This window comes from Bradyrhizobium sp. Ken64, assembly GCF_055807555.1.
Map to the genome: position 1 here is coordinate 172,093 of NZ_JBVVPA010000004.1, position 13,210 is coordinate 185,302.

The following is a 13,210-nucleotide window of genomic DNA, read 5'->3' on the forward strand; positions in this document are numbered from 1 at the left end:
TGTGCGGCTACCAATGTAAGGGACGCGCAACTCTCTCGCTCCCTCCCTCTTGTGGGGGAGGGTGGGGAGGGGGGTAGCTCCGGTGACGGTGAAACTTAGATCGAAGAGAAGGCGAAAACGCCTACTCCGCCGCCAGCGACTTCTCGCGAAGCGGCAGGCCCAGGCGGTCCCACACCTGCAGCAGGGCTTCGGCGAGCTGATCGATCAGGCCGTCGTCGTGATAGGGCGAGGGCGTGATGCGCAGGCGTTCGGAGCCCTTGGCGACCGTCGGATAGTTGATCGGCTGGATGTAGATGCCGTGCTGCTCGAGCAGGAGGTCGGAGGCCTGCTTGCACTTCTCGGCATCGCCGATGAACAACGGGACGATGTGGGTGTCGCTCGACATCACCGGCAGGCCGGCGGCGTTGAGGATCGCCTTGACCCGGGCGGCGCGGTCCTGGTGACGCTCGCGCTCCCAGCTCGAATTCTTCAGATGCTTGATCGCGGCGGTCGCGGCCGAGCAGATCGCCGGCGGCAGCGCGGTGGTGAAGATGAAGCCGGGCGCATAGGAGCGCACCGCGTCGATGATCTGACCGTTGGCGGCGATGTAGCCGCCGAGGCAGCCGAACGCCTTGGCGAGCGTGCCCTCGAGAATGTCGATGCGATGCATCACGCCGTCGCGCTCGGCGATGCCGCCGCCGCGCGGGCCGTACATGCCCACCGCATGGACCTCGTCGACATAGGTCATCGCGCCGTACTTCTCGGCGAGGTCGCAGATCTTGGCGAGCGGTGCGATGTCGCCGTCCATCGAATAAAGGCTCTCGCACGCGATCAGCTTGGGTCGGCTCGGGCCCGCAGCCTTCAACAGCGCTTCGAGATCGGCGAGGTCGTTATGGCGGAACACGACCCGCTCGCAGCCGGACTGGCGGATGCCCTCGATCATCGAATTGTGGTTGAGCTCGTCGGACAGGATCAGGCAGTTCGGGATCAGCTTGGCGATGGTCGCGATGCCGGTCTGGTTCGAGACGTAGCCGGACGTGAAGAGCAGCGAGGCTTCCTTGCCATGGAGATCGGCGAGCTCGGCCTCGAGTTGCACCAGCGGATGATGCGTGCCGGCGATGTTGCGGGTGCCGCCGGCGCCGGTGCCGACGCGGGTCGCGGTCTCGACCATCGCGCCCACCACCTTCGGGTGCTGGCCCATGCCGAGATAATCGTTGGAGCACCAGATCACGACGTCGCGCTTGCCCTTGGGCGAGTGCCAGAGCGCATGCGGGAACCGGCCGGCGATGCGCTCGAGATCGGCGAACACGCGATAGCGCCGCTCGGTGTGGAGACGATCAAGGGCGGAATTGAAGAACTGGGCGTAATCCATCGTCAAACCTGCAGCGGAACCGACCAAAGACCCGCATATGCTTAGAGCTTTTCCAGCTCCAATGTCTATGCGCTATCCCACATTTGGACCTGCGGGGCATTTGGGCAAAATGCCCTATCGTGCGATTTGAAACTTGATCCGGATCAAGTTCGCGCGAGATGCAATGTTGCTCTGCACCATCCGCTGAATTGAAGTCGGCGCTCAGGTCGTCCTGAACTGCAACACGCCGTCCGTCGTCTCGGCCGTCAGCCGGCCCTCGACGATCATGTAGTTGACGTGGGCGACCAGTTCGCCGGCGGCGAAACCCATCTGGTGTTCGTCCAGCACGTGCTTGTTGAACACCACGGGCACCAAGGCGCGCGAGGTCTGCGGCACCTCGCGGCAGGCTTCCGCGATCAGGCGGCAGCGCTCCTCGTGGTGATCGGCGAGTTGCTTGATGCGGGTCTTCAGTCCGTAGAACGGCACGCCGTGGCCGGGCAGCACCAGCACGTCATAGGGCAGCGTGGTGGTGAGGCTGGCGAGCGAGGCCAGATATTCGCCGAGCGAGTTCTGGTCGGGTTCGACCGCCCACACGCTGACGTTCGGCGAGATCTTGCTCAGCACCTGGTCGGCAGAGAGGAACAGCTTGTCGTCGGCGCAATACAGCATCACCTGGTCGAGCGCGTGACCGCCGCCGGTGATCACCTTGAAGCGGCGCGTGCCGATCACGACGTCCTCGCCATGCGAGATGCGGCGGTAGGACGGCGGCAACACCGAGACGCGCTTGAGATAGTCCTGGCCGCGGCCGAGCAGTTTTTCGGTGAGCGACTCGTCCATGCCGTGGCGGCGGAAGAACAGCCGCTGCGCCTCCTTCCGCTCCTCGGTGCCGCGATTCTGGTGATAGACCGATTGCAGATATTCGACCTGCGACATCACCAGCGGGCAGTTGAACCGCTCGACGATCCACCCGGCCAGACCGACATGATCGGGATGGGAATGGGTCACGATCAGGCGGGTGATGTTGACGCCCTTCAACGGCCCGTCGAACAGCTTCGTCCAGGCTTCGATGGTCTCCTCATTGCCGAAGCCGGCGTCGATCATGGCGTAGCCGTCGCCGTCGGCGAGCAGGTAGATGTTCACATGGTTGAGGCGGAACGGCAGCTTCAACCGCGCCCACAACACGCCCGGCTTCACCTCGACGACCTCTTCGGGGCCGGGATGCTGTTCCCAGAGATAGCGCAGGGCGTCGGCGGAGGACTGCACGGTGTCGGTCTTTGCGTTCATGCTACCGGCTTAAACCCGCTCGTCACGGCGCGCCAGCCGAAAAAGGACGCTGGCGCGGCCCGCATAGCGGTCATTCCGGGCTACGGAACGACCCCTTACGCCGCCCGCATGTTGTTGAGGAACGCGTCGATCTCTCCGCGCAGCATGTCGGCTTCGCGGCGGAGCGCGTCGGAGGCGCCGAGCACTTCGTTCGCCGCCGCGCCGGCTTCCGCCGAAGCCGTGGAGACGCCGACGATGTTGCTGGAGACCTCGCTGGTGCCGCCGGCGGCATGCTGGATGTTGCGGGCGATCTCGCGTGTCGCCGCGCCTTGTTCCTCGACCGCGGCGGCGATCGTCGTGGTGACGTCGTTGATCTCGCCGATGATCCGGCCGATGCCCTGGATGGCGCCGACTGCCGAAGTCGTTACTGACTGCATGCTGGCGATCTGGTTACGGATCTCCTCCGTCGCCTTGGCGGTCTGGCTCGCGAGGCTCTTCACCTCGGAGGCGACCACCGCGAAGCCACGGCCGGCTTCGCCCGCGCGCGCCGCCTCGATGGTGGCGTTAAGGGCGAGCAGATTGGTCTGCGAGGCGATGGTCTGGATCAGGTCGACCACGACGCTGATGCGGCTCGCGCTGTCGGCGAGGCTCTGCACCGTGGCGTCGGTCGCGCCGGCTTCGTCGACCGCCTTCCTGGCGATCGCGGCCGAGGTGACGACCTGCTTGCTGATCTCCTCGATCGAGGACGAGAGCTGCTCGGTGCCTGACGATACGGTCTGCACGTTGACCGAGGTCTCTTCGGCCGCGGAGGCAACCGCGTTCACCAGCGCATTGGACTGGTCTGCCGTGGTCGACATGCTCTGCGCGGTCGATTGCATCGAATTGGCTGACTGCGCGAGATTGTCGAGTGCGGAGCGCACCGTGCTCTCGAAGTCTGCAATCTTCGCCTCCATCTGCGCCGCACGCTCGGCCTTGGCGACGCGATCGCTGTCCTGCTCGCTCGCAAGCGCCCGGGCTTCGATCATGCTGTCGCGGAACACCGTCAGCGTTTCCTTCATCGCGCCGATCTCGTCGTTCTGCCGCGAGCGGACGATCTCGGTGTCGAGGTCGCCGGCCGAGAGCAATTGCATGGCGCGTTGAAGTTCGCGAATGCGGCGCAGGATGTTGCGGCCGACATAGAGCCAGACGAACAGCGCCGAGCCGACCAGCATCAGTCCGCCGAGTGCCAGCATCGCGGTGGTCGCGAGCGAGATCTCCTGCCGCGCCTGGAAGGTCGACGCGTTGGTCTCCTTCTGCACGCCCTCGACCAGCTGCTGCACGCTGATGCCGAGGCCTACATTGAGCTTGCGGGTCTCGTCCAGGATCGTCTGCCCGTAGTCGATCGCGTCGAGCTCCTTCTGGCGGATCTTGAACACGCCGGACTTGCCTTCACCGAAGGCGAATAGCTTTTGCACGGTGTCGCGCACCGCTTGCATCGAGGCCATGTTCGGCAGGTCCTCGAGGTTCGACTTGACGCGGTCGCGCGTCGCCTTGAACTCTTTCTCGATCGCCTCCAGCGTATCGCTGTTGTTGGCCGACAGCGCCGCCATCATGTCGGCGGCCATCAGATTGCCGTTGGCGGAGATGGTCGCGACCTGGGAGACGGTGCGGGCGGCTTCGGTGGCATCGTCGGCGGAAACTTCCGCCGCGCCGAGGATCGCGTTCAGGCGCGTCTGCGCATCCAGCATGGCAGGACCGGCCGCACCGACGAAGGTGAGCTGTGCCTTGCGGAGCGCTTCATATTGCTTGTCATGCAGCGCGCCGGCATCGAGCCGTTCGCGCGCGGCCGACACCAGGCTCTGGGTCGCCTCGTCGATGCTCTTGGCGGTGTCGCGCAACGCGGTTGCGACCTGCTTGTCGGCGCCGAGCTCGATGATCTCGCCGAGCTTGGCCATGGCAAGCTGCTGGATCTCCTGCACCTTCTTGGTGCGTTCGTTCAGCGCCTCGTCGGACGGCGACGCCAGGAGGCCCGGCCCCTGCGCCGCGAGCGTTGCGCTTTGCGATGCGAGTTGAAGGCTGGCGGAAAGGCGCGGGATGTCGCGGCCGCTCAGGTCCATCATGGTGCTGCCGAGATGGTTGAAGACGAAGCCGGCGCCGGCTGCAATCACGAGGCCCATGCCCGCGATCACCGCGAAGGCCGTGAACAGGCTGCCGCGCACGCCCCATGTCGGCATTTTGAAACGAGGCCGGATACCACCAAGCAAACGGCCAAGGCCCAGACGGATCGCCATCGAAATTCCCCCACGCGTGATCTTATGTTTTCGCCGCGGAGTATCCTCGGGCCAGGTTAAAAAATCGCAAGTTGCTCAATCGCTTGGGTGCGTTCCGCACAGCGAAAAAAGAAGGGCCGGCAATGATGCCGGCCCTTCCATCACGATAAGGTCTTGGTAACCGTTCAGTAGCGCGCGACCGCCGAGTTGGCCCAGTTGAAGCGGTAGTTGACGCCCGCCTTGATGGTGTGGTCGTCGGTGGTGAAGTTGCCGGTTCCCGCCAGCGGGCCCGCGGTGAAGTGGGCGTCGCCGAAATTGTAGTACTGGTACTCGGCCTTGGCCGACCAGTTCGGCGCGAACATGTATTCGAGGCCGGCGCCGACGGTGTAGCCGTTGCGGTGGTCGCCGCTAATGATGAAGCCGGTCGGCACGCCGCCGACGGTCACCTTCTCGTTGTTGTCAGAATAGGCGTAGCCGCCCTTCACGTAGACCAGGCCCGGACCCCAGGTGTAGCCGACGCGGCCGGTGATCGAGCCGAGACCGCGCTGGTCGTTGGTGTAGGCGACGCCACCCGGGAACACCGCGCCGACGCTGCCGGAGAGCCAGGAATACTGGCCTTCGACGCCGACGACGAAGTTCGGGTTGAACTGCCAGTCCGCACCGGCCTGCAAGCCGCCGAGTAAACGGCCGTTGCCGTTATTGCCGGTGGAGAGGCCGCTGAAATTGTTGTCGCTGGAGAACGCGCCGCCGACATGGCCGCCGATATAGAAGCCGGTCCAGTTGTAGATCGGCGCGGCATAGGCGGGCGCGGGCGACTTATAGTAATTGCGGTTACCGAGATCGGCACCGACCGCCGGTGCGGCAGCGCCCACCACGAGCAGCGCAACGGTCGCAAACAGAATCTTCTTCATAGTCCAAACTCCAACACTTAGGTCCCCGCAGGCGCGCTTTCCGCGCCGTCGTTGGTTCTGCAGATAGCTCGCTTTTGACGAAAATGCTGTCACATGCATGGCACAACGGCAGCCAACCTAACTTATTGGGCCGTAAATGATTTTCGTGCTTAATGGCGGCTTAAGAAGTGGTGAAGGAACGCTTAACCCGGCGCTATCAGGGTAACTTGTGCGCGCATCTCGTTAACCAAGACGACGCCGTGCCTCATCGCGCATCTGTTCGCGGAATGCCGCGCGCTTTGCGGGCCGGTCTTCCTCGCGCACGTCATGACGATCGAAGACGTCGAACTTCTCCAGGATCGGATAGCGCTCGCTCGCCATTGCCAGCACGCGCAGCACTTTGGTCGCCGACGGTGTCGGGCCGCTCACTTCCCAGCGCCGGATAGTGTCGGCGCCGCCCTTCTCCGGCAATCCGCAAAGCCGGGCCATGTCGGCAGCGGTGAGCTTGCGCTCGAGGACGTCTGAGAGATCGTTGCGGAGTTGCTTCAGTTCGGGGCCGGTCATGTCGCCTCAATACGCGAAGTCGATGAGGTGAATGCACTAGCGCTGATTCGGGTCCATCCGAAGGCGAGGCATGCGAGCGGGCGGGCGTGCTAGTCGTGCGACCGCTCCCCGGCACCCGCGCCCGCGCACGGCGTTATGAACGGCTGCCTATAGGAATCCTCCACGGAATGAACAGATGGCAAGGGGCCCACAGAATGAAGGGATCAGCCATGACAAGCATCAAATCCGCCATTGCCGCCCTCGTCACCGTCGGGTTGCTTGCCGCGCCGTTCGCGGCTGAAGCCAAGAAGCACCGGTCAAGCCGATCTTACAGCACCGGCGTGGTGGCTCCGGGCTATGGGAGCGCCGGATCGTTGGCAGCACAGCCCAGAGCCTACGGGTCGAGCGGACAGTCGGTCGGGACGGTCACGGCGCCATCGATCGGCACGTATAATTGGCCGTCGGTCGGCGTGACCAACGCAGTCCCGACCTGGAACAACACCAACCCGCCCGTGAGGTAGGCGCTCGAGGCATTTCGGATCGTTCAGGGACGGCGCGCCCCCCGATCCTAAATTCCCCGGCCGGCCTGTTGGCCGATCACGCAGCGCCACCCGGCGAGACGCTCGGCCGGATGCTGGTTCATCCATTCGGCGAGCTGTGGCGCACCCATCAGGCACGATTGCATCGAGACGTCGGCGAAGTCGGATGTGGTGACGGTTTGCTCATGACAGTTCGCTGGAGAGGCGAGGTTGCAGAGCACGGCGATGATCTTGATCACGCGAGGTTGCCTCCGTCGCCGCGACGTGCAGAAGCTCCGCTTGATTGCTCGCTCACCGGATCAGCCGGCGGGAAGATACTGTCGTAGATCGCGCGCGCTTCCTGGATGAGGCGAATGCGCTCGCGCTCGGATTTCGAGACAAACTCAATAACCTGGCCCATGTCGGCTCCAATTAGATCCTCAATCCATCATCACATGATGGGAATCATTTCATACGGATGTGGGGTGCCGGCTTCGGCTTTGCAGCCGTGCGGGCGGTCACGTGGGATAAAAAGGCCGTGAGCATTCCGTTCCTGAGGTGGAGCGGGATACCTTCAGCGCCGCGCCGATCTCACGGTGCATCCGTTCGGCCGGGACCGCTTCGCAGCATCGTGATGAAGAGTTGAGCCCCGCGGGATGATGGCACTGCGGCACATTTTCTAGCGCGTGGAGTTGTAAGGTCACTCAGTGCACGGGCGCCTTGACGACATTGAGAAACGCGCCCGAAAGGATCAGCCATGACAAGAACGAAACGGTTCATTGCTGCACTTATTGCGCTCGGCTTGGCCGCCGCGCCACTTGCTGTAAACGCACAAACGTCGGGGACGGGGACACCAAGCAGCACGAGCGGACGCACCGGAGCGCCGGTACAGCAAGGGACTATCGGAAGTTCCGGGCAGACTGTCGGGACCGTGACAGCGCCGTCGGTCGGAACGTCGAACCAGCCCTCCGTCGGCGTAACGAACTCAGTCCCCACCTGGAACAACACGAATCCCCGACCGAAGTAGCCGCGATCGGCTGACTTACGCTGCCGGCGCGCGCTCCTTGCGCCCCGGCACCGCCGCGAGCAACTCGCGCGTATAGGGATGTTCGGGCGCGGCGAACAGCTGCGCCGTCGGCTTCAACTCGACGATGACGCCGCGCTGCATCACGGCGATGCGGTCGCAGATTTGCGCCGCAACGCGTAGATCGTGGGTGATGAATAGCATCGAGAGGCCGAGGCGGGCCTTGAGGTCTTCGAGCAGCCTCAGGACCTGCGCCTGCACGGAGACGTCGAGCGCGGAGACGGCCTCGTCCGCGACGATGATCTCGGGCTCAAGCGCGAGCGCGCGCGCAATGCCGATGCGCTGGCGCTGGCCGCCGGAGAATTCATGCGGATAGCGCTCGAGCGCGCCGGCATCGAGGCCGACCATCTTGAGGAGATCGCGGGCGCGGTCGAACGCGACTTTCGGATCGGTACCGGCCGCGATCGGGCCGTCGGCGATGATATGACCGACCTTGCGGCGCGGATTGAGCGAAGCGAACGGATCCTGGAAGATCATCTGGATGCGATGGCGCTCGGCGCGTAGCGCCTTGCCCGAGAGCTTTGTGAGATCGGTCTCGCCGATCCGAACGGTGCCGCGGTCGGCCTCGATCAGCCGCATCACGAGGCGGGCCACCGACGATTTGCCGGAACCGGATTCGCCGACCAGGCCGAGCGTCTCGCCCTTGAGAATCGTGAAGTTGACTTCGCGCGCGGCATCGACGCGGCGGTCCTCGCGAAACCAGCCGCCCGAGGTGACGTAGGTCTTGTCCAGTCCGATCACCTCGACCGCCTTGGCCTGGTCGTCGAGGGGGGCGCGGGCGGGCGGGTCCATCGAGGGCACGGCGGCGAGCAGCGCCTTGGTGTAGTCGTGCTGCGGCGCGTTGAAGACCGCCGAGGCGGGGCCTTCCTCGGCCACCTTGCCATGGCGCAACACGACGACCTGGTCGGCGATGTCGGCGACCACGCCGAAATCATGGGTGATGAACATCACCGCCATGTTGCGATTGCGCTGGAGGTTGCGGATCAGTTTGAGGATCTGCGCCTGCGTGGTGACGTCGAGCGCGGTGGTCGGCTCGTCCGCGACCAGCACCGCCGGTTCGAGCGCGAGCGCCATCGCGATCATGGCGCGCTGGCGCTGGCCGCCGGAGAGCTGGTGCGGATAGGCGCGCACGATGCGTTCGGGGTCGGGCAGGCCGACCTCGCGCGCCAGCGACAGCGCCTTGGCGCGCCGCTCCTTCGGCGTGAGCAGGCCGTGCGCCTCGAACATCTCCGCCATCTGGTCGCCGATCCGCATCAACGGATTGAGCGCGGTCATCGGCTCCTGGAAGATCATCGCCAGCCGTCGGCCGCGCAGATCGCGCCAGCCGTCGTCGTCGAGTTTGAGCAGGTCGCGGCCTTCGAACTGGATCTCGCCGGAGGTGACGGTGACCGTGTCAGGCAACAGGCCCATCAGCGCATGCGCGCACATTGATTTGCCGGAGCCGGATTCGCCGACGACGCAGACGATCTTGCCGGGCCGCAAATCGAGCGAGACGCCGTCGACCGCGAATGGCCGTTCCGCCCCCTTGGGCAATGCGATCCGCAGATTCTTGATGCAGACGGCGGGCGGTGCGGTCATGATCAGCGGCCCTCCCGCGACAGGCGCGGATTGAGCGCGTCGTTGAGGCCTTCGCCGATCAAATTGAGCCCGAGCACCGAAATCAGGATCGCAACACCAGGAAACACGGTGATCCACCAAGCCTGGCGGATCACGGTGCGGCCGGCGCCGACCATGTAGCCCCAGGAGATCAGATTGGGATCGCCGAGGCCGAGGAATGCCAGCGAAGATTCCAGCAGGATCGCGGTCGCTACCATCAGCGAGGCCAGCACGATCACCGGCGACAACGTGTTCGGCAGGATTTCGCGCAGGATGATCCAGGTGTTGCTCTGGCCCGTGACTACGGCGGCCTGCACATACTCCCGCGTGCGCAGCGACAGCACCTCGCCGCGGACGAGGCGCGCGACCGGCGGCCAGCTTACCAGCGCGATCGAGGCGACGATCGAATAGATCGAGGGCTGCAGGATCGCGACCAGCACGATTGCGAGCGCAAAGCTCGGAATGGTCTGGAAGAACTCGGTGAAGCGCATCAGGGCGTCGTCGACCCTACCCCCGAAATAGCCGGCCATGGCGCCGATCGGCACGCCGACGACCAGCGCCACCAGGGTGGAGACCATGCCGACGAGCAGCGAGACGCGTGCGCCAAAGATCATGCCGGCGAACACGTCGCGACCGAGTGCGTCGGTGCCGAGCGGCACGGTCGCAAGCGTGAACGGCGGCAGGAACGGCCGCTGCACCATGCGCCAGGGCGAGTTCGGGAATAGCATCGGACCGAACAAGGCGACCGAGATCGCAAGGAGCAGGATGATGAGCCCAATGACGCCGCTCGGGCTCCTCAGCATCGATTTCCAGAACTGTTTCATGTGGTGAATTCGATGCGCGGGTCGACCAGCCGATAGACCAGGTCGGTGATGAGGTTGAAGATCAGCACCATGGCGGAGCAGATCACGAAGACGCCGAGCAGCAGATTGTAGTCGCGCTGCAGCAGCGCGTCGTACATCAGGCGTCCGATGCCGGGCCAGGCGAACACGGTCTCGGTGATGACGGCGCCGCCGATCAGGGTGCCGGAGTGGACGCCGGCGAGCGTCACGACGGGCAGCAGCGCATTGCGCAGCACATGACGGCGCTGGATCACGGCGTCGGACAGGCCTTTGGCGCGCGCGGTCTTGACGAAATCGAGACGCTTCACCTCCAGCATCGAGGCGCGCGTCATGCGGGTGTAGGTCGCCATGAAGAACAGGCCGAGCGTCATTGCCGGCATGACCAGGTGCCTTGCGACGTCGACCACATGGGCAGGGCCGGTGAGATTGGCTCCGACCGTCTCGTAGCCGAAGCTCGGCAGCCAATCGACAGTGACCGAGAACAGCAGGATGCCCATCAGCGCCACCCAGAAAATAGGCATGGCGTAGAAGATCAGCGCGAAGATCGTGATGGCGGTATCGAGCCAGGTCCCCGCGAAGCGCGCCGCGAATGTGCCGAACAGGATGCCGAGCACCAGTGAGATGGCGAACGCCGTCAGCGTGAGCAGAAGCGTCGCCGGCAGCCGTTCCAGGATCAGCTTCGCGACCGGCGCCTGCTGGCGGAAGGAGAAGCCGAGGTCGAGCGTCACGACGCCCTTGACGTAGACGAAGAGCTGCTCGGGCAGCGGCTTGTCGAGGCCGAACTTCTCCCTGAGCTGCTGGACGAAGATCTGGTCGCTGGCGCCGGCCTCGCCCGCCATCACGACCGCGGGATCGCCGGGCGCGAGCCGGATCAGGAAGAAATTGAGGACGACGATCGCAAGCAGGACGATCACGCCCTTCACGACACGCTGAGCGACGAAGGAGAGCATTGTTAGGTGGCGATCAAATCAGGTTGAACGCAGCGGCAGTTGCGGTGCGCCCCCTCTCCCGCTTGCGGGAGAGGGTAGGGGAGAGGGTATTTCCGCAGAGGGATTGCCAAGTGGAGAGAACCCTCACCCGCTACGCTCGAAGAGCGTAGCGACCTCTCCCGCAAGCGGGAGAGGTAAGGGGAGCTTGGAACGCCCGTCATTACTTGTCGAGCCATGCGTCCTTGAAGCCGTCATTGACCCCGATCCCGGTGGTGATCAGGTTCTTGACCTTGCAGCGCATGATGGTCGGGAATTGCAGCTCGAGCATCCAGGCCACAGGCACGTCCTCGACCAGGATCTTCTGCGCCTTCTCGTAGATCTCCTTGCGCTTGGAGTCGGGCGTCGCCACCGCGCCGTCGGCGAACAGCTTGTCGATCTCCGGGTTGGAGTAACCCTCGACGTTGTTGAACACCTGGCCCTTGGCGATGGCGCTGGAGACGTAGTTGCGGCCGACGCCGAGTGCGGGATCGCCGTACTGGTAGAGATAGGTGAAGGCGATGTCGTAGTCCCAGTCGCCGATCTTCTGGTTGCCGCCGGCGACATCGGTGGCGATGGTCTCGATGTTCATGCCGACGTCCTGGAGGTTCTGCTTCACGGCTTCACCCCAGCGCTGCCAGGTCTCGCCATAGGCGAGCGGCAGAAGACGGATCTTCTCGCCCTTGTAGCCGGCTTCCTTCAGCAGCGCCTTGGCCTTGGCCGGATCGTACGGATATTTCGGCACGTCGCTGGTATAGTATTTGATGGTCGAGGCCGACGGGCCGGTCGCGACCTTGCCGAGCCCGTTCCAGATCACGTCCTTGGCGAAGTCGCGGTCGATCGCAAACATGACCGCCTGCCGCACCCGCTTGTCGGCGAGCGGACCCTGGCGGTTGTTGAGCCACAGCCAGGCCAGCGGCGAGAAGAACTCCCAGCCGGCGCCGGTGACGCAGGTGTCCTTCAGCTTGGACAGCCGCGGCACGTCGAAATTCTCGACCGAGCCGCCGGGCAGCACGTCGACCTTGCCGGTCTCATATGCCACCGAGCGCGCCGCGGCATCGGGAATGATCTGCCAGTAGATCTCGTCGAGATAGGGCTTGCCCTTCTCGTAATAGTTCGGGTTCTTGACCAGGCGGATGAAGGAGCCCTTCTGCCATTCCTTGAACATGAAGGGGCCGGTGCCGACAGGGGCGTTGTTGTAGGGATTGGTCTTCCAGTCGGTGCCCTCATAGAGATGCTTCGGCACCATCGGCATCGAGCCGACCTCGAAGATGCCGAGGAACGGACCGAACGGCTGCTTCAGCGTGAACACCACCGTGTAGTCGTCGGGAGCCTCGACCTTGTCGACCTGCGCGAGGTTGTTGCGGGCGCGCGCATGCGTCTGTTTCAGCATCTCGAGCGAGAACAGCACGTCGGCGGCGGTGAAGGGCTTGCCGTCATGCCAGGTCACGCCCTTCCTGAGCTTGAACGTATAGGTTTTTGCGTCCTCGCTGACGCTCCAGCTCTCGGCGAGCTCCGGCTGGGGTTCGAGCTTGGGGCTGTAGCGAAGCAGGCCCTCGAAAATGTTGCCCGAGACCATCTGCACCGGGCCGTTCTGGACCATCGCCAGCATCAGGCCGGGCGGCTCGGGCTGAATCACGGCGTTGATCGCTCCACCCGCTTTCGGCTCTTGCGCCAGCGCCGGGGCCGCGAGGCCGCAAGCCAGGAGGACACCAAGCAACACTCGTTTTGACATGTCGTATCTTTCTCAAGCGAGACCAGCGCAATCGCTTCGCACGTCGTGGCGCGTAAAGCTACGGCCGGCCCATCCCAGTCCCCATCCGGGATCGAGGCTCACACGGTCTCATTCGGCGCCGCAAGATGAAAGTCTCGACAATGTTCGCACAAAAAATGTACAGCGCGTCCTGTTATGGCGTTTGACGGCCAAACC

General features: G+C 64.3%; 13 protein-coding genes. 2 read left to right on the top strand and 11 right to left on the bottom strand.

Annotation, left to right across the window (positions count from 1 at the left end; translation table 11 throughout):
* Positions 1-121: 121 nt before the first annotated feature.
* The 5 genes from hemA to AC0L2F_RS09030 all read right to left on the bottom strand — a co-directional run bounded on the left by hemA (position 122) and on the right by AC0L2F_RS09030 (position 6,296).
* Complete coding sequence (gene hemA, locus AC0L2F_RS09010; protein ID WP_473248159.1) at positions 122-1,351, bottom strand: 5-aminolevulinate synthase; 1,230 nt, start codon at positions 1,349-1,351, stop codon at positions 122-124.
* A 201-nt stretch (positions 1,352-1,552) separates the two neighbouring features.
* A complete protein-coding gene (locus tag AC0L2F_RS09015; protein ID WP_473248160.1) occupies positions 1,553-2,614 on the bottom strand; it encodes an MBL fold metallo-hydrolase in 1,062 nt (353 codons plus the stop codon).
* A gap of 95 nt (positions 2,615-2,709) precedes the next feature.
* Positions 2,710-4,863 (bottom strand): methyl-accepting chemotaxis protein, encoded by a 2,154-nt coding sequence (locus AC0L2F_RS09020; RefSeq protein ID WP_473248161.1) that lies wholly within the window; start codon positions 4,861-4,863, stop codon positions 2,710-2,712.
* 164 nt (positions 4,864-5,027) lie between these two features.
* Positions 5,028-5,753, bottom strand: coding sequence for an outer membrane protein (locus AC0L2F_RS09025; RefSeq protein WP_473248162.1), 726 nt, complete (start codon positions 5,751-5,753; stop codon positions 5,028-5,030).
* Positions 5,754-5,975: 222 nt separating this feature from the next.
* Entirely contained in the window at positions 5,976-6,296 is a 321-nt protein-coding gene (locus AC0L2F_RS09030; protein WP_007599476.1) for a hypothetical protein, read from the bottom strand.
* 209 nt (positions 6,297-6,505) lie between these two features.
* Here AC0L2F_RS09030 and AC0L2F_RS09035 point away from each other — a divergent pair, with 209 nt between their 5' ends.
* Positions 6,506-6,796 (top strand): hypothetical protein, encoded by a 291-nt coding sequence (locus AC0L2F_RS09035; protein ID WP_007605115.1) that lies wholly within the window; start codon positions 6,506-6,508, stop codon positions 6,794-6,796.
* 47 nt (positions 6,797-6,843) lie between these two features.
* On the opposite strand, the gene AC0L2F_RS09040 is transcribed toward AC0L2F_RS09035, so the two are convergent.
* Both AC0L2F_RS09040 and AC0L2F_RS09045 read right to left on the bottom strand, forming a co-directional pair.
* The gene (locus tag AC0L2F_RS09040) at positions 6,844-7,053 is read right to left on the bottom strand and encodes a hypothetical protein (protein ID WP_007605116.1); all 210 of its coding nucleotides are present in this window, start codon (positions 7,051-7,053) and stop codon (positions 6,844-6,846) included.
* Complete coding sequence (locus AC0L2F_RS09045; RefSeq protein WP_473248163.1) at positions 7,050-7,214, bottom strand: hypothetical protein; 165 nt, start codon at positions 7,212-7,214, stop codon at positions 7,050-7,052. Before AC0L2F_RS09045 ends, AC0L2F_RS09040 begins: the two co-directional genes overlap by 4 nt.
* Before the next feature lie 336 nt (positions 7,215-7,550).
* On the opposite strand from AC0L2F_RS09045, the gene AC0L2F_RS09050 reads away from it, so the two are divergent.
* On the top strand, positions 7,551-7,820 hold the full coding sequence (locus tag AC0L2F_RS09050; protein ID WP_007605118.1) for a hypothetical protein: 270 nt from the start codon (positions 7,551-7,553) through the stop codon (positions 7,818-7,820).
* A 15-nt stretch (positions 7,821-7,835) separates the two neighbouring features.
* On the opposite strand, the gene AC0L2F_RS09055 is transcribed toward AC0L2F_RS09050, so the two are convergent.
* The 4 genes from AC0L2F_RS09055 to AC0L2F_RS09070 form a co-directional block, all read right to left on the bottom strand.
* Complete coding sequence (locus AC0L2F_RS09055; protein ID WP_473248164.1) at positions 7,836-9,455, bottom strand: ABC transporter ATP-binding protein; 1,620 nt, start codon at positions 9,453-9,455, stop codon at positions 7,836-7,838.
* Between the two features lie 2 nt (positions 9,456-9,457).
* Positions 9,458-10,297 (bottom strand): ABC transporter permease, encoded by an 840-nt coding sequence (locus AC0L2F_RS09060; protein WP_018458168.1) that lies wholly within the window; start codon positions 10,295-10,297, stop codon positions 9,458-9,460.
* On the bottom strand, positions 10,294-11,265 hold the full coding sequence (locus tag AC0L2F_RS09065) for an ABC transporter permease (protein WP_007605120.1): 972 nt from the start codon (positions 11,263-11,265) through the stop codon (positions 10,294-10,296). The genes AC0L2F_RS09060 and AC0L2F_RS09065 overlap by 4 nt, the downstream gene beginning before the upstream one ends.
* A gap of 199 nt (positions 11,266-11,464) precedes the next feature.
* Positions 11,465-13,015: an ABC transporter substrate-binding protein gene (locus tag AC0L2F_RS09070; RefSeq protein ID WP_007605122.1), complete on the bottom strand. Its 1,551-nt coding sequence runs from the start codon at positions 13,013-13,015 to the stop codon at positions 11,465-11,467.
* Positions 13,016-13,210 lie beyond the last annotated feature (195 nt).